Genomic DNA, 14899 nt, shown 5'->3' on the forward strand with positions numbered 1-14899 from the left:
GCGGACAGGCGTTCAGGCGGCAAGCGGCGCACGCAACGGAGTGCTGCAACTGTCCACGATGGTTCCTGAAGGAAGAATGGGCGGCATTCTAGTGGGCCGCGCGCGCAGGCGTCAACCCGTCTGGCGGCCGGCCGGTGGTCACTGCGACGGTGACTGCGACGCGCCGATCGTCCCCGTCGCGAGCGCGAGCGCGGCGGCGGCCGACAGCGCGCCGGCGTAGCTGTCGACCTCCGCATTGCGGGCCGCGAGCAGCTGGCTTTGCGCGATCGTCGCATCGGTGACCGAGCCGACGCCGTTGCGGTACGCGGTCAGCGCCGCGTCGTAGCTCGTCTGCGCGGCATCGACGAGCGCCTTCGCCGCGTCGTGCGACGCGAGGCTCGTCTGCACCGCGTTCTGCGCGGCGACGACCTGGCGGACGGCCTCCTCCTTGGTCCGCGTGAGGCGCGCGGATGCGCTCTGCGCATCGTTGCGCGCCTGCATCAGCACCGCCGAGCGCAGGCCGCCGTCGTACAGCGGAATCGTCACGCCGAGGAACACGCCGCCGCCGTAGTGGCTGCCGTTCAGGTTCACGGTCGGGGCCTGGTCGCCGATCGCGGGCAGCGCGGTGATCGCCGTGCCGCCGCTGGCGTAGGACGTCGACGCCGACAGGAAGATCTTCGGCATGAACGCGGCTTGAGCGGCCTTGATCTTCGCGCGGTTGGCCTGCTCGAGCGCATAGGCGCCCTGCAGGTCGGGGCGGCGCGCGATCGCGTCCGACACGATCGCGTCGACCGACGACGCGAGCGCGGGCGGCAGCGCTCGCCTGGGCAGCGCGGCGATCGACGGTTTCGACAGCGGCGAGATGCCGAGCGCGGAAACCAGCGCGAGGTAGCTGTCGCTTTCCGTGCCGTTCGCCTGGACCAGCGCGAGGTTCGCCTGTGCGCGATTCTGCGTCGCCTGCGCGAGTTCGACGACGGTGCCGACGCCTTGCCTGAGCCGTGCGCGCGACGCCGCGAGAATCGCGTCAGCGTTCGCCAGGCCCTGCTGCGCGCTGACCGCGCGCGAGCGGGCGGCTTCGTAACGGTAATACGCGACGGTCACGTCGTGGATCACCTGCTGATGCACGGCCGTGAACGCGACGTTCGACGCGACCGACGCCTGCTCGGCCGCCTCGACGCGTGCGGCGCGGCCGCCGAAATCGAACAGCAGCCATTGCAGCGACAGCGCCGAGATCGTGCCGTGCACGGTCGTGTTGCTCGACGAGTCGCCGAGGATCGTCGACGTCGAGCCGTGACTCGCCTGGTACGCGCCCATCGCGGTCGCGGACAGGTTCGGCAGGTACGCGGCCTTCGCGATGCCGACCGCGAGCGCCGCGTTGCGCGCGTCGTTCCACGCGATGCGGGTCAGCGGGTTCGTCGATTCGGCGAGATCGATCAGCTCGGGCAGCGTGTATGGATGCGCGGCATCGAGCGCGGCCGGCGGCGACACCGATGCGAGCGCGGGCGAGGCAGGCAGCGTGTAGTCGTGTGGCGCACGTTGCGCGGATGCAAGCGGCGGCGCCGGCACGATGTCGCCGGCGGCCGACGTTTGCGGCTGCCACGGGCGGTCGGGGGCCTGCGGCGCGAGATCGACCGACGACGTGGCGCAACCGGTCAGCGCGATGGCGGTCGCGAGCGCGGCGGCGGCGATCGATGCGGCCGGCGGTTCAGGGACGCGCATGAGGGGCAGGCTCCTTCGGGGTGTCGGGGCGCGCGGCGTCGGCGATGTGCGCGAGCCGCGTGTCGATCAGGTTCAGCAGCGCGTCGCGTGCAGGGTCGGTGGAAGTGGCGGCCGGCGGCGGGGCCGGCTCGGCTGCCGCGCCTGCCGTCGACGACGGCGGCGCCGAAGCGGCGTCGGCAGTCGGGGCGTCGTCGCGCAGTTCGACCACGCGCGCGAGGTGCGCGCCGATCGCCGCATCGCCCGGCGTGCGCTCGGTGAGCAGGAACAGCGGGCCTTCGAGTGCGCCGAGCTCCGCGAGCGCGCGTCGCCGGGTGGCGAGCCACGTGGCGGCCGGCCGCACCCACGATGGTTCGTAATGGATCAGGCTCAGCTCCTGCGCGATCGCGCCGTGGCGCGCGAACGCTTCGGCGGCGAGCGTGCGGCGTTCGGCCGGCTGCACGACCTGCGCGATACGGCGCCATTGATCGAGCAGCGCCGCGAACGCGACGTCGATCTGCTTGCCGATGCTGACGGGCCAGATGCGCGTGAACACGAGATACACGACGACGTTGCCGAGCAGGATGCCGATCGTGCGATCGCGCGCAAGCGTCAGGTCGAAGCCGGGGCCCGCGCCCTGGATCACGCACAGGAAGAACGCGAACGCGACCTGGAAGCCCGCGTACGCAATGCGCGGCGAACCGAACGCGACCCACGCGGACAGCCACGCGCCGACGAACACGAGCGCCATCAGCTCGCCGATCGACGACAGTGCCGGCACGACGAACACGAGCGCCGCGGTGCCGATCAGCGCGCCGACGATGCAGCCGGCGATCCGCAGCGTGAGCTTCTCGACCGTTTCGGCCGTCGAGCCGAGCGACACCATGTAGCAGGTGATGAAGCAGGTATGGATGCCCGACCAGTCGAGCTGCGAGTACAGCAGGTAGCAGAACATCGCCGCGACGGTCGTCTTCAGCGCGTAGCGGATGTGGTCGGGGTTGGTGCGCGCGTCCGGCAGGAAGAAGCCGCCGCGCGGCGCGGCGGGTGCGTTGGCGGTTGCAGCCGATGCGTCGGGCGGAGCCGCCGTCGGTGCGGCAGCCGCGGCCGATGCGGCCGGTGCAGTCGCTGCAGTCGATTCAGCAGGTATGGCCGGCTCGGCGAACTGTGTGATGGCCGTGTGCAGATCGGCTGCGACGACGCGCGCGAGCGGCGGCAGCGTATCGGCCGGCGGCAGCGCCAGCGTCACGTCGACCGGATAGCCGCCTTGCTCGAGGATGCCGGCCATCTCGTCGAGTGTCGCCGCAGCCGGTTCCGCGAACGCGGCGGGCAGTCGCGCGTCCGGCTCGCGGTCGGCGAGCGAGACCGCGACGAGCAGCGCGGTGCTCGACGCGATGGCTTGCCGTATCGCGGGTGCGTCGGCGGCAGGCGTCGACCCTTCGAGCGTCGACAGCTTGAGCCACGTGAGCAGCTGCTTGTCGCCTTCGCGCAGGCTCGTGTCGAAGGCCGCGCGCGCGTCCTCGTCGCCGCGCAGCCGCTGCGCGGCGATCCGCAGCCGTTTCGCGAGCTGCGCGAGCGCGAGCTTACGCGGCGAAGGCGCGATCAGCAGGTTGACGACGATCGCGACGCCGACCGGAATCGCGACCATCAGCCATGCGTAGAGCAGCGCACGCGTCGCGGCTTCGCCGACCGGCGCGAGGCCGAGCTGGTCGAGCCCGAAGCCGACGATCATCGCGAGGATCGCGCCGACCGGGCGCAGCTTGCTCGCCGACGTGAGGTACAGCAACCCGGCCGACAGCACGGCCATGCACGCGACGCGCAGCACCGAATAGTCGATGCTGAAGATCGCGACGCCGATCACGAGCGCGATCACGAGCGTGATGAGCAGCAGCATCGCGACCGCGAGCACGACGCTCGTCACGCGGTCGGCGCGGTTCAGGAAGAACACGACGTATGCGGAGATCGCGGCTTCCGGCGTACCGTAGCCGCTCGTCACGAGCACGACGAGCGCGCAGATCAGCGCGACCCGCGCGGCCATCGCGGCGCGCCCCGGAAACGGCGCGAGCAGTCGCAGGACTTCGCGCGGGCCGGGGGCGCGGACCTCAGCGGCAGGCTGAGCCATGCCGGACCTCGACGATCGCGCTCGCGCCGACGCGCACGAGCTTGCCGTCGGGTTCGTCGAGCTTCACACGCACCGGGAAGCGCTGCGCGACATGTACCCAGTTCACCGAGCGCTGCACGATCGGCAGCGCGCGCGGCAGGTTGATGCGGTCGCTGTCCGAGATGCCCGCGCCGATCCCGACGACCTTGCCCGTCAGCGGCCGGCTGCGGTCGATCATCGAATAGACGGTCGCGCAGTCGCCGACCGCGATGCGGTTCAACGACGTTTCGCGGAAATTGCCGACGGCGAACCATTCGCTCGCATCGATCAGCGTGAAGATCGACTGGTTCGGCGCGAGGGTTTCGCCGGCAAGCACGGTCAGGCCCGTCACGAGCCCGTCGTGCGGCGCGCGCACCACCGTGTCGTCGAGCGCGTGCTGCGCGCGGGCGAGTGCGGCTTCGCGTGCATGGAGCGTGGCGATCGCGTCGGCGTCGTCGCCGATCGTCTGCGCGGACGATCGCTGCTGTTCCTGCGCCTGCGCGAGCGACACGGCCGCGTCGCGCTGCCGGACCTTCGCCTGGTCGAACTGCTGCGCGCTGACGTAGCCCTGCGCCGCGAGCGGCGCGAGCCGGTTCACGTCGCGCGTCGCGAGATCGTGATTCTGCGTCGCGCGCTTGACCTGCTCGGCGGCGACGGCTGCGTTCGAGCGCTCGCCGATCAGCGACCGGCGGCGCGTGTCGAGCGACGCGCGCGCGAGTTCGAGATCGGCCTGCGCCTGCGCGACCGTCAGCCGGTACGGCACCGGATCGATCTGATACAGCAGGTCGCCTTTCGCGACGCGCTGGTTCTCGTGCACGGCAAGCTGCACGATGCGGCCGCCGACGGGCGATGCGACGTGCACGACGTCCGCGTCGATCGATGCGTCGTCGGTGGACGGGTAGGCCGTCGTGCGGTGGTACGCGTATGCGAGCGCGGCGATGCCGAGCGCGACGATCGCCAGCGCGATCACGCGGCCTTTCGTGGACGGGCGGGCGGTGCCGGCGGCCTTCATGCGAACGGCCCCGTGCCGGTGAGCCACACGATCACGGCGACCACGAGCCCGATCGCGGTGCAGACGGCGAGCTGGTAGGGCACCGTGGCGGCCCAGCCGGTCGCGACGAACACGCGGTGCGCGACGATCGCGCCGACGATGCCGACGATCGCGCTGACGAGCCAGAGCGGGAAATACGCGCCGAACAGGACGTACGACGGTGCGCCGCGCGACGTGCAGCCCGCGAGCGGCAGGGCGGGCGCGAGGACGGCGGCGACGCGCAGGGGCGCGCGCGGCGTTGTTTTTCTCATGGTGTGACGAGCTCGACGTTGGGGGTGGATGCCGGGCGCGGCGCAAGGCGGTTCGTCGCCGCGACGACGATTCCGCGATACGGAGCCGATAATAAATCAGCGCGATGTAGACCGCCAGCGATGCGGCGTGCATCGGTTGCATGCGGCAGCCGCCCGGCGGGCCGCCGCACCCACCGCACCCGTGACCGGTCGTGCCGGCCGGTATCTGTGTACCATCGTGCGAAGGGCGCGGCGCGTGGCGCGGGGCATGACGAGACCTGGCGTCACGGTCCCGACCGACGCGCGGCGCGGAAGCGGTATCGCAACGAGGACGAGTATTCCATGCGAAGTTTCTTTGTCCGGTTCATCGCAATCGGCGTGGTGTTCCATTTGTATGTCGGGCTGCGGATCATTCCCGATGCCTTCACGTCGCCGCTCGCGCGCACGATCGCGGCGCTCGTGCTGGCGAGCTTCGTCGTGCTGATCCCGGTCGGCATGTTCTCGCGCCGCTTCGACGAAGGCTGGGCCGCGACGCTGGTCGGCTGGCTGGGTTCGATCGCGATGGGTTTCTTCTCGTCGCTGCTGGTGCTGACATTCCTGCGCGAGCTGGTGCTGCTCGGCGTCGTCGTCTGGCGGCATCTGGGGCACGACGGCGCCTGGAGCGGCGCGGCATCCGACACGGCGCTCGGCGTGCTGGCGGGCGCGGTGCTGGTCAGCGCGCTCGGATTCGTCGGCGCGCGCCGCACGGCGGCGGTCAAGCGCGTGTCGATTCCGGTCGACGGGCTGCCGGCCGCGCTCGACGGGCTGACGATCGTGCAACTGTCGGACATTCACGTCGGGCCAACGATCAAGCGCCCGTATATCGAGCGGATCGTGCGCGCGGTCAATGCGCTCGAGGCCGATCTCGTCGTCGTGACGGGCGACGTGGTCGACGGCTCGGTCAAGCGGCTGCGCGAGCACACGGCGCCGCTCGGCCGCATGAAGTCGCGGCACGGCAGCTTCCTCGTGACGGGCAACCACGAGTACTACGCCGGCGCGCACGCATGGATCGACGAGTTCCGGCGGATCGGGTTGACGGTGCTGCTCAACGAACACGTGCTGATCGAGCACGACGGTGGGCGCGCGGTGCTCGCCGGCGTCACCGATTTCACGGCGGGCGGGTTCGATCCCGCGCATCGCAGCGATCCCGAGCAGGCGCTGGCGGGCGCGCCGCACGACGTCGCCACGAAGATCCTGCTCGCGCACCAGCCGCGCAGCGCGGAAGCGGCGAGCCGCGCCGGTTTCACCGTGCAGCTGTCCGGCCATACGCACGGCGGGCAGTTCCTGCCGTGGCCGCCGTTCGTGCGCCTGCAGCAGCCGGTGATCGGCGGGCTGAACCGGTTCGGCGCGATGTGGCTCTACACCAGCCGCGGCACCGGCTACTGGGGGCCGCCGAACCGCTTCGGCGTGCCGTCCGAGATCACGCTGATCCGCTTGACCCGCGGCCGCTAGCGCGCCGGAATGACAGCGCATGGCGTCGCGCGTCGCCGTTGGCTACCATGCAGACGTGGTTTCCCCGCACCGTTCATTTGCTGCCTGATCGCGACATGTCGACGCCCGATCTTTTCGCCGATTCGCCCGTGCCCGACGTGGACTGGTACCCGGACTGGCTCGCGCCGGCCGACGCCGATCGCGTGCTGGCCGCGCTGATCGACGAGGTCGCGTGGCGGCAGGACACGATCCGCACGCCGCGCGGTCGCATTCCGCTGCCGCGGCTCACCGCGTGGCAGGGCGAGCCCGACGCCGTCTACGAGTATTCGGGGATTCGCAACGTGCCCGCGCCGTGGACGCCGGCCGTGCTCGACCTGAAGCGCGCGGTCGAGGCGACCTGCGGCGCGCGATTCAACAGTGTGCTGCTCAATCGGTATCGCAACGGGCAGGACAGTCTCGGCTGGCATGCCGACAACGAGCCGGAGCTCGGCGACGCGCCGGTGATCGCATCGGTGAGCCTCGGCGCGATGCGCGTGTTCGACCTGCGTCATCGTGCGACCGGCGTCGTGCACGCGTACCGGCTGACACACGGCAGCCTGCTCGTGATGCGCGGCCGCACGCAGGCCGAATGGCAGCACCGCGTGCCGAAGGCGCCGGCCGTGCAGGGTGAGCGCGTCAACCTGACGTTCCGGCGGGTGGTGTCGGCGGGAAGCGGCCGGTAGCGGCGGGAGATGCCGACCGGCGGACGCCACGGGCCGACTTAGGTGATGGTCCGGCGCACGCGTGCCGGTCGCACCCCGTTTTTCATCCGGGCGAAGCAAGCCGCCGTCGATGCGGCACGTTGCCGCACTCAGGTGTCCGGGGCGGCTTGAACCGGCCTGCGAGGCCCGTCCCATAAGGGTTTCAGGTGGTTTTGATTGACCGCCCGGTTCTGATAGGCAGGTGTAAGCCCTGATGGTGCGTCGCAACATTCATTGACTAGACTGTCGAATGGCTGAAACGCGCCGGACGCCGGCGCATTTTTTCGACATGCCTGACGCGTCGCCGACGTGATGCGCAGTGCAGGAGCATAACCCGTGACCGTACTGGACTCATCCCTCGAACCCTCGCTGCACGTCTTCGAACAAGACGGCGGATGGCAATGGGCGCTGACGGTGAAGCGGGCGTCGGGTGTCGGTGTGAAAGTCGTCGCATTCAGCACGGACGGCTTTCGCGGTGAAGCCGACGCATACGCCGCCGGCCAGCTCGCCCGTGCCGAGTACGACGCTGCCGTGACGGCCTGACGTCGCGTCGCGCCGATCCCGCTCGCGGATCGGTGCGGTCGTTTGTTCCCTCGCGTTTCTTCCCCCTTTCGTTTTCTAGTCGCACATCGGCCGTGATCGTGCCGGCCGGTACCGCACGTGAGGCATCCCGATCGCGGATGAGCAGGGCCGGCGGCCCGCCTTGCCCACGGCGACGTTCCGGTGGGCAGTCCTGTCTATCGCTGTTATCCTTTCGATCGCATCGGGCTATATGACAGTCCGGCGACCCGATTCGGGCGCGCCGGGCCATCGGCCGCCTGCGCCGGATCGTGTTGATCCGGTCCGGTCGAAATTCCATAATCAAGCATTGCGGGTCATTCGTGAACGCTTCCATTCCGTCCATGTGCACAGGATCAATCCAACGATGAGCGGCGCATCGAAACCGCCGGCGAAGCCGGCAAGCGCGCCGCGCGCGACAGCCGGCGACGACGTCGACCACGACGCGTCGAAGCAGGGCGCGGGCGACGACGAATCGTCGGGCGGCGCGTCGTCGTATCTGGTGCCGGGCCTCGAGCGCGGGCTGCGGATCCTCGCCGAATTCTCCGCGCGCGAGCCGGTGCTCGGCGCGCCCGAACTGTCGAAGCGCATCGGCATTCCGCGCACGACCACCTTCCGGCTGCTGCAGACGCTCGAAGCGCTCGGCTTTCTCGAGCGCGTGAACGGCGACCGTTATTTCCGGCTCGGCGTCGGCGTGCTGCGGCTCGGCTTCGAATACCTGAATTCGCTGGAACTGACCGATCTCGGCACGCCCGTGCTTGAACGATTGCGCGATGCGGCCGGCCTGTCGACGCACCTGCTGATCCGCGACCAGCGCGATGTCGTGTTCGTCGCGAAGGCGCAGAGCAACACGTCGATGTTCGGTTCGGTGAAGGTGCACGTCGGCACGCGGCTGCCTGCGCACGCGACCGTGCACGGCCATGTGCTGATGGGCGACCTCACGCGCGACGCGCTGCGCCAGCTGTATCCGGAGAAGCGTCTCGAGCAGTTCACCGAGCGCACGCCGGGCACGGTGGACGAGCTGTACGAGCGCGTGCGTCATTACGCGCGGCTCGGCTACGCGGTCAGCGAAGCCGCGTTCGAGAGCGGCATCTCGGCCGTGACGGCACCCGTGCGCGACCATTCGGGCGCGATCGTCGCGGCGATCACCGCGACGGTGCCGCGCTCGGAAATCGGCGAGGCCGGCGAGAAGGAACGGCTCGTCGAAGCGGTATGCGGCGCGGCGGTCGACCTGTCGCAGCGGCTGAACTACCGGCCGCTCGAAAGCGACCCGACGTTCGCGCACGCGCGCCATCGCGTCGCGATGTTCTGATTCGCGGCATGAGCCGCGTCGCGCGGCTTCGTCAGTAGCCTGTCGCAAGTAGCCAAAAAAAGAGCAGCCCGCGGGCTGCTCTTTTCGTTTCCGCCGTCGGGCGCATCCGCCCGTCGCCGCTCTCAGAACGAGTGATGGATGCCGGTCAGCACGATCACCTGGTTCGCGGTGCTCGACGCGCCGGCCGTGAAGAACGCGGCCTTCGCGCCGCCCGAACCGTGCTCGTACAGCACGTTCGCATACAGCTGCGTGCGCTTCGACAGCGCATAGATGTCGCCGAGCTCGACCTGCGTCCAGCGGCGGCCGGCCAGCGTTGTGGTCGCCGCGCCGCCCGCGATCGTGTTGAACGCGCTGCTGCGGTAGTTCACGCCCGCGTCGTAGCTCTGGAACGTGTCGGAAAACCCGTTCGACTGCATCTTCACGCGCGTATAGAGGCCGTGCACGAGGAAGTCGCCGATCTGGTAGGACGCGCCCGCGCCGATGTTCTCGACCTTGTTCGCGATGTAGCCGGTCGCGGTGTTCTGCCCCTGGAACGACGTGATACCCGTCTGGCTGATCAGGATCGCGCGGTCGTGCTCGTTCGAGTAGACGGCCGACGCCTTGAACGGCCCGTTCGCGTAGTTCAGCGCGACCCCGACCGACTTGCCGGTCGAGAAGTTCGTCGTGTTGCCGAGCGCCATCGCCGCCGCGGCCGAGAAGCCGGCGAAGCTCGGCGAACGGTACTTGACCGCGTTGTTGTACGGCACGTTGCCGGTCGCGGCGAGCCCGTCGATGTTGCCCGGATGGAACGCATACCAGCTCAGCGCGAGATACGCGGTGCTGAGCGGATCGAGATAGTCGAACGTCAGCGGCGTCTGGCGGCCGAGCGTCAGCGTGCCGTAGCGGTCGGAGCTGAGGCCGACGAAGGCCGCGCGGTTCCAGATCGTGTTCGCGGTCGCGAACTGGCCGTTGTTCGTATAGAAGCCGTTTTCGAGCTGGAAGATCGCCGACAGGCCGCTGCCGAGGTCTTCCTTGCCTTTCAGGCCCCACCGGTCGGGTTGCGTGTTGCCCTGGATCATCGCCCACTTCGCGTGGCCGCCGACGTTGTTCACATAGGCGACGCCGGCATCCAGGCTGCCGTACAGCACCACGCTGCTTTGTGCCCAGGCGCCCGACATCGCGCCCATTCCGATGATTGCTGCTGCTACCGCTTGCTTGACCATTTGATCTCCTGACTCTCCAAACCTGATGAGAAACGTGCCGTGGCGGCGGGCGCGGGGGACGGCCGGCCGTCGCGCGTTCTTCACCACCGGGCGGGCATTTTTAATGTTCCATAGAAGGAACAATGTGCCTCTGATGGAATGAAGTATAGAGGTGTCGTGCGCCGGATCAAAAATAAATTTATCGGGCCGGATGCGGGTGGTGACGATCCGCAACACGGGACCGAGCGTCCTGAAAAAAGGACTTAAATCCCCGCCACAAAACAAAAAATCACCTTTTCCAAGAGGAGTGGCGGCGATCGTCGACCTGGCGGTCGGTGTTTTCCCTAGGACGTGCAGCTTTTTGTTTTACTCGTGGGAAGTCACTCCTATAATCACCATCCATAAACTGCTGTTCCGGGTATGGAACAAACCCGGGGCGAACCGAGAGTCGATCAGAAGGAAGGGTGTGAGATGTCTGAACAATGGGTTTGTGCCGGGCACGCCGGCGCGCTGTCGGAAGACACGCCGATCGAGTTCAAGCGGACCGATGGCGTCGAAATCGGGATCTACCGCGTCGGCGACGAGGTGTATGCGCTCGAGAACGTGTGCCCGCATGCCTACGCGCTGCTGACGCAGGGGTTCGTCGACGAAGGCACGGTCGAATGTCCGCTGCACGAGGCCGTGTTCGACATCAAGACGGGCGAATGCCTGAAGGGCCCGGGCGGGCGCGCGCTGAAGCAGTACGCGGTGCGCCTGGCTGGCGAGGAAATCCAGATCAAGGTGGAGTAATCGATGAAAGAAGCGACCGTCAACTTCAATCCGTTCCTGAAGCCGTGGGTGGCGCCGCAGCCGAACAACGTCGCCGGCAAGGGGCAGATCGAGATCCCGGGCCAGGTCGAGAACCGCATCTGGCAAAACCGCAAGGCCGAGCCGACGCAGTACGAGAACGATCTGGGCGATGCGCTCGAACGCGTGTTCGAGAGCGGCGCGACCGAGCTGGACGAGGTCGTCGCGGGCCTGAACCGCATCGGCTTCCGCGCGCCGGACGGCACGGCGTGGACGCCAGAGCGCTTCCGCGCCGAAATGGCCTCGCTGGCGGAATGAGCGCACCGACCACGCCGCACGCCTGAGCGCCGACCCGACAACCGCATCCGGAGCACACTGATGACGTCCCCCGCACAACACGAAACACAACACGACCCGGTCCGCGACTATCTCGACCGCGGCATCAAGAACTACTGGTATCCCGTTGCGCCCAGCTGGCAGGTGTCGAATGCGCCCGTCGGCCTCACGCGCCTGTCCGAGCAGATCGTGCTGTGGCGCGATCACGAAGGCAAAGTCCATGCGCTCGAAGACCGTTGCCCGCACCGCGGCGCGCGCCTGTCGCTCGGCTGGAACCTCGGCGGCAGCATCGCGTGCTGGTATCACGGCATCGAAGTCGACGGCGGCGGCACGGTCAACCGCGTGCCGGCCGTATCGAACTGTCCGCTCGAAGGCACGAAGTGCGTGAAGTCGTATCCGGTCGAAGAGAAGGCCGGCGCGATCTTCCTGTGGTTCGGCGACGAAGCGCACGGCGAGCCGGCGCCGCTGAACCTGCCGGAAGAACTGGTCGCCGACGAATACGCGCACTTCCTGTGCGTGTCGAACTGGAAGTGCAATTACCAGTACGCGATCGACAACGTGATGGACCCGATGCACGGCGCGTACCTGCACGCGACGTCGCACTCGATGGCCGAAGGCGACAAGCAGGCCGACATGCGCGTGCGGAAGACGGAAACGGGCCTGATGTTCGAGAAGATCGGCCAGCGCGACGTGAACTTCGACTGGGTCGAGCTCGGCGAAACCGGCTGCCTGTGGATGCGCCTCGCGATTCCGTACAAGCAGAAGTTCGGCCCGGGCGGCAACTTCGGGATCATCGGCTTCGCGACGCCGGTCGACGGCGACAACTGCCAGGTCTACTTCTGGCGTACGCGCAAGGTCAGCGGCTGGCAGCGCGACGTGTGGCGCTTCATGTACCGCAACCGCCTCGAAGGCCTGCACTGGGACGTGCTCGAGCAGGACCGCTACGTCCTCGAGAGCCTCGCGCCGAACGCGCGCGATCACGAATACCTGTACCAGCACGACGTCGGCATGACGCGCGTGCGCCGGATGCTGCGCACGCGTGCGCAGGAGCATCTTTCCGCGCTCGACGCGCATCGCGCGGCGCAGGCCGCGGCGGAGCCCGCGAATGGCTGAGTTCGCACCGGTGGTGTCGCTGCCGGGGCGCCGCGTGCTCGTCACGGGCGGCGCGCGCGGTCTCGGCGCCGCGTTCGTGAAGGCGCTCGTCGAAGCGGGCGCGCAGGTCGCATTCGGCGACGTGCTCGCCGAAGAGGGCCGCGCGCTGGCCGCGCAGCTCACGCAAGCCGGCCACACCGCGCATTTCTTCACGCTCGACCTGGCCGATCCGGCGAGCGTCACGGCTTTCGTCGCGCAGGGCGCGGCGGCGCTCGGCGGCATCGACGCACTGATCAACAACGCGGCGATCACGAACTCGGGCGGCAAGCTGTCGACGGAGCTCGACGTGTCGACCTGGGATGCCGTGATGAACGTGAACGTGCGCGGCGTCTGGCTCGTCAGCAATGCGGCGCTGCCGTACCTCGCGCAATCGGGCCGCGGCGCGATCGTGAACCTCGCATCGGACACCGCGCTGTGGGGCGCGCCGAAGCTGCTCGCGTACGTCGCCAGCAAGGGCGCGGTGATCGCGATGACGCATGCGCAGGCGCGCGAGTTCGGCGCCCACGGCGTGACGGTCAACGCGATCGCGCCGGGGCTCACCGAAGTCGAGGCGACGGCCTACGTGCCGGCGGAACGCCACGCGTTCTACATGCAGGGCCGCGCGCTGACGCGCGCGCAGGTGCCCGAGGACGTGACGGGCCCCGTGCTGTTCCTGCTGTCGGACGGCGCGCGCTTCGTGACGGGTCAATTGCTGCCGGTAAACGGCGGCTTCGTAATGAATTGAATTGAAGTTTTCACTCTGATGAAGGAGAGGACGATGGCGGACGCCGATCTCGAACGCAAGTCGTGGGACCAGCCGGAAGGCGCAAGCTTCAACGACTGGATGGAAGGGCGCGTCGCGCGCTACGCGACGCGGCGCTACGACTGGGACGCACTGAAGTTCCAGGCCGACTACGACCCGAAGTACCGCCGTGCGCAGATGCGCTACGTCGGCACGGGCGGCACGGGCGTCGCGAAGGACGTCAACACGGTGCCGGCCGGCAACTTCACGTTCTCGACGATGGTCATTCCGGCCGGCAACATCGGCCCGAGCCACATCCATATCGACGTGGAAGAAATCTTCTTCGTGCTGCGCGGCAAGATGAAGGTGATCTGCGAGCGCGACGGCGAGACCTGGGAAGCGATCCTCGGCGAGCGCGACCTGATCTCGGTGCCGCCGGGCGTGTACCGCACGGAAATCAACATCGGCGAGGAAGACGCGCTGATGTGCGTGATGCTCGGTTCGCCGAAGCCCATCACGCCGACGTATCCGCCGGATTCGCCGCTCGCGAAGATCAAGCGCTGAGACGGGGCGGAGCAAGCAATGCGTGTCATCGACAAACGTGAACGCGACCGCACCGCGGCGTTCGCCGCGCTGCTCGGGCAGTTTCCCGAACAGCGCTGCGCGGCCGGCGCGGCGGGCACGATCGGCTACCGTGAGGCTGGCGCAGGCGAGGCCGGCGCGCAGCATGCGGGCCGCGCGCTGCCCGTCGTGCTGCTGCACGGGATCGGCTCGGGCGCCGCATCGTGGGTGTGCCAGCTCGACTCGCTCGGCGCGTCGCGCCGCGTGCTCGCGTGGGATGCGCCCGGCTACGGCGTGTCGACGCCCGTGCACGGCGCGTCGCCGGCGGCCGCCGATTACGCGGCGTCGCTGAACGCGTGGCTCGAGGCACTCGGCATCGAACGCTGCGTGCTGGTCGGGCATTCGCTCGGCGCGATCGTCGCGGGCGGGTTGGCCCGCGTGATGCCCGCGCGGATCGCCGGCCTGCTGCTGATCTCGCCCGCGGGCGGTTACGGCAGCGCGCCCGCGGAAACGCGCGACACGCGCCGCGATGCACGCCTCGCGATGCTCGACGAACTCGGGCCGGCCGGGCTCGCCGAACAGCGCAGCGGCAACATGCTGTCGGGTTTCGCGAGCGAGGATGCGCGTGCATGGGTGCGCTGGAACATGGCGCGCATCGTGCCGGCCGGTTATGCGCAGGCCACGCATCTGCTCGCGAACGCCGATCTCGCGTCCGATCTCGCCGGCTTTCGCGGCCGCACGGCGGTGGCGGTCGGCGCGAACGACGCGATCACGCCGCCGGCTGCCTGCGAGCGGATCGCCGCTGCCGCGCACGTCGGGCTGCAGGTGATTCCGCAGGCCGGTCATGCGGGCTACGTGGAAGCGCCGGCGGTCTACTCGTCGCTGATCGACGCGTTCTGCCGTCAATGCGACCGTCAACGGGGGCTGGAATGAACTACCCCCACGCTCACATTCGTTCGCTTGGGGGCGCGCAGCCCGCCCAATCCCGAC

At 68.9% G+C, this 14899-nt stretch carries 15 protein-coding genes; 10 read left to right on the forward strand and 5 right to left on the reverse strand.

Features of this window, described 5'->3' with window-relative positions; translation table 11 throughout:
- Positions 1–138: 138 nt before the first annotated feature.
- From U4Z31_RS24565 to U4Z31_RS24580, 4 genes are read right to left on the reverse strand one after another with little or no spacing between them, the layout of a single operon-like run.
- Positions 139–1698 (reverse strand): TolC family protein, encoded by a 1560-nt coding sequence (locus U4Z31_RS24565; RefSeq protein WP_321811601.1) that lies wholly within the window; start codon positions 1696–1698, stop codon positions 139–141.
- Positions 1685–3793: an FUSC family protein gene (locus tag U4Z31_RS24570; protein ID WP_321811602.1), complete on the reverse strand. Its 2109-nt coding sequence runs from the start codon at positions 3791–3793 to the stop codon at positions 1685–1687. Before U4Z31_RS24570 ends, U4Z31_RS24565 begins: the two co-directional genes overlap by 14 nt.
- Positions 3774–4823 carry a multidrug transporter subunit MdtN gene (gene mdtN / locus U4Z31_RS24575; RefSeq protein ID WP_321811603.1) on the reverse strand — a complete coding sequence of 350 codons (1050 nt, stop codon included), beginning with the start codon at positions 4821–4823 and terminating at the stop codon, positions 3774–3776. Before mdtN ends, U4Z31_RS24570 begins: the two co-directional genes overlap by 20 nt.
- A complete protein-coding gene (locus tag U4Z31_RS24580; protein WP_124488186.1) occupies positions 4820–5113 on the reverse strand; it encodes a hypothetical protein in 294 nt (97 codons plus the stop codon). The genes mdtN and U4Z31_RS24580 overlap by 4 nt, the downstream gene beginning before the upstream one ends.
- Before the next feature lie 321 nt (positions 5114–5434).
- Between U4Z31_RS24580 and U4Z31_RS24585 the strand changes: the two genes are divergently transcribed.
- The 4 genes from U4Z31_RS24585 (at position 5435) to U4Z31_RS24600 (ending at position 9172) form a co-directional block, all read left to right on the forward strand.
- Positions 5435–6583 carry a metallophosphoesterase gene (locus U4Z31_RS24585; protein ID WP_321811604.1) on the forward strand — a complete coding sequence of 383 codons (1149 nt, stop codon included), beginning with the start codon at positions 5435–5437 and terminating at the stop codon, positions 6581–6583.
- A 95-nt stretch (positions 6584–6678) separates the two neighbouring features.
- Positions 6679–7284, forward strand: coding sequence for an alpha-ketoglutarate-dependent dioxygenase AlkB (locus U4Z31_RS24590; protein ID WP_321811605.1), 606 nt, complete (start codon positions 6679–6681; stop codon positions 7282–7284).
- Between the two features lie 354 nt (positions 7285–7638).
- The gene (locus U4Z31_RS24595; RefSeq protein ID WP_044843168.1) at positions 7639–7845 is read left to right on the forward strand and encodes a hypothetical protein; all 207 of its coding nucleotides are present in this window, start codon (positions 7639–7641) and stop codon (positions 7843–7845) included.
- A 382-nt stretch (positions 7846–8227) separates the two neighbouring features.
- On the forward strand, positions 8228–9172 hold the full coding sequence (locus U4Z31_RS24600; RefSeq protein ID WP_321811606.1) for an IclR family transcriptional regulator: 945 nt from the start codon (positions 8228–8230) through the stop codon (positions 9170–9172).
- A gap of 122 nt (positions 9173–9294) precedes the next feature.
- On the opposite strand, the gene U4Z31_RS24605 is transcribed toward U4Z31_RS24600, so the two are convergent.
- On the reverse strand, positions 9295–10374 hold the full coding sequence (locus U4Z31_RS24605; protein WP_044843170.1) for a porin: 1080 nt from the start codon (positions 10372–10374) through the stop codon (positions 9295–9297).
- 450 nt (positions 10375–10824) lie between these two features.
- On the opposite strand from U4Z31_RS24605, the gene U4Z31_RS24610 reads away from it, so the two are divergent.
- The 6 genes from U4Z31_RS24610 to U4Z31_RS24635 are packed head-to-tail and all read left to right on the forward strand — an operon-like array spanning position 10825 to position 14842.
- Positions 10825–11142, forward strand: a complete 318-nt coding sequence (locus U4Z31_RS24610) for a non-heme iron oxygenase ferredoxin subunit (protein WP_006758060.1) — start codon at positions 10825–10827, stop codon at positions 11140–11142.
- Positions 11143–11145: 3 nt separating this feature from the next.
- The gene (locus tag U4Z31_RS24615) at positions 11146–11457 is read left to right on the forward strand and encodes a recombinase-like helix-turn-helix domain-containing protein (protein WP_044843171.1); all 312 of its coding nucleotides are present in this window, start codon (positions 11146–11148) and stop codon (positions 11455–11457) included.
- Positions 11458–11517: 60 nt separating this feature from the next.
- On the forward strand, positions 11518–12588 hold the full coding sequence (locus U4Z31_RS24620; RefSeq protein WP_321811607.1) for an aromatic ring-hydroxylating dioxygenase subunit alpha: 1071 nt from the start codon (positions 11518–11520) through the stop codon (positions 12586–12588).
- Positions 12581–13351 carry an SDR family oxidoreductase gene (locus U4Z31_RS24625; RefSeq protein WP_124520791.1) on the forward strand — a complete coding sequence of 257 codons (771 nt, stop codon included), beginning with the start codon at positions 12581–12583 and terminating at the stop codon, positions 13349–13351. Before U4Z31_RS24620 ends, U4Z31_RS24625 begins: the two co-directional genes overlap by 8 nt.
- A 33-nt stretch (positions 13352–13384) precedes the next feature.
- Positions 13385–13912 (forward strand): cupin domain-containing protein, encoded by a 528-nt coding sequence (locus U4Z31_RS24630; protein WP_034180369.1) that lies wholly within the window; start codon positions 13385–13387, stop codon positions 13910–13912.
- Between the two features lie 18 nt (positions 13913–13930).
- Positions 13931–14842 (forward strand): alpha/beta fold hydrolase, encoded by a 912-nt coding sequence (locus U4Z31_RS24635; protein ID WP_321811608.1) that lies wholly within the window; start codon positions 13931–13933, stop codon positions 14840–14842.
- The last annotated feature ends 57 nt before the right edge of the window (positions 14843–14899 follow it).

It is taken from the genome of Burkholderia sp. BCC1985, assembly GCF_905339915.1.
In the GTDB taxonomy this organism is placed as follows: domain Bacteria; phylum Pseudomonadota; class Gammaproteobacteria; order Burkholderiales; family Burkholderiaceae; genus Burkholderia.

Excerpts from the sequence above, each read along its gene's own strand:
- mdtN (WP_321811603.1), bottom strand. The coding sequence starts at position 4,823 with ATGAAGGCCGCCGGCACCGCCCGCCCGTCCACGAAAGGCCGCGTGATC.
- U4Z31_RS24615 (WP_044843171.1), top strand. The coding sequence starts at position 11,146 with ATGAAAGAAGCGACCGTCAACTTCAATCCGTTCCTGAAGCCGTGGGTG.
- U4Z31_RS24580 (WP_124488186.1), bottom strand. The coding sequence starts at position 5,113 with ATGAGAAAAACAACGCCGCGCGCGCCCCTGCGCGTCGCCGCCGTCCTC.
- U4Z31_RS24590 (WP_321811605.1), top strand. The coding sequence starts at position 6,679 with ATGTCGACGCCCGATCTTTTCGCCGATTCGCCCGTGCCCGACGTGGAC.
- U4Z31_RS24625 (WP_124520791.1), top strand. The coding sequence starts at position 12,581 with ATGGCTGAGTTCGCACCGGTGGTGTCGCTGCCGGGGCGCCGCGTGCTC.
- U4Z31_RS24630 (WP_034180369.1), top strand. The coding sequence starts at position 13,385 with ATGGCGGACGCCGATCTCGAACGCAAGTCGTGGGACCAGCCGGAAGGC.
- U4Z31_RS24620 (WP_321811607.1), top strand. The coding sequence starts at position 11,518 with ATGACGTCCCCCGCACAACACGAAACACAACACGACCCGGTCCGCGAC.
- U4Z31_RS24565 (WP_321811601.1), bottom strand. The coding sequence starts at position 1,698 with ATGCGCGTCCCTGAACCGCCGGCCGCATCGATCGCCGCCGCCGCGCTC.
- U4Z31_RS24635 (WP_321811608.1), top strand. The coding sequence starts at position 13,931 with ATGCGTGTCATCGACAAACGTGAACGCGACCGCACCGCGGCGTTCGCC.
- U4Z31_RS24600 (WP_321811606.1), top strand. The coding sequence starts at position 8,228 with ATGAGCGGCGCATCGAAACCGCCGGCGAAGCCGGCAAGCGCGCCGCGC.
- U4Z31_RS24610 (WP_006758060.1), top strand. The coding sequence starts at position 10,825 with ATGTCTGAACAATGGGTTTGTGCCGGGCACGCCGGCGCGCTGTCGGAA.
- U4Z31_RS24585 (WP_321811604.1), top strand. The coding sequence starts at position 5,435 with ATGCGAAGTTTCTTTGTCCGGTTCATCGCAATCGGCGTGGTGTTCCAT.
- U4Z31_RS24570 (WP_321811602.1), bottom strand. The coding sequence starts at position 3,793 with ATGGCTCAGCCTGCCGCTGAGGTCCGCGCCCCCGGCCCGCGCGAAGTC.
- U4Z31_RS24605 (WP_044843170.1), bottom strand. The coding sequence starts at position 10,374 with ATGGTCAAGCAAGCGGTAGCAGCAGCAATCATCGGAATGGGCGCGATG.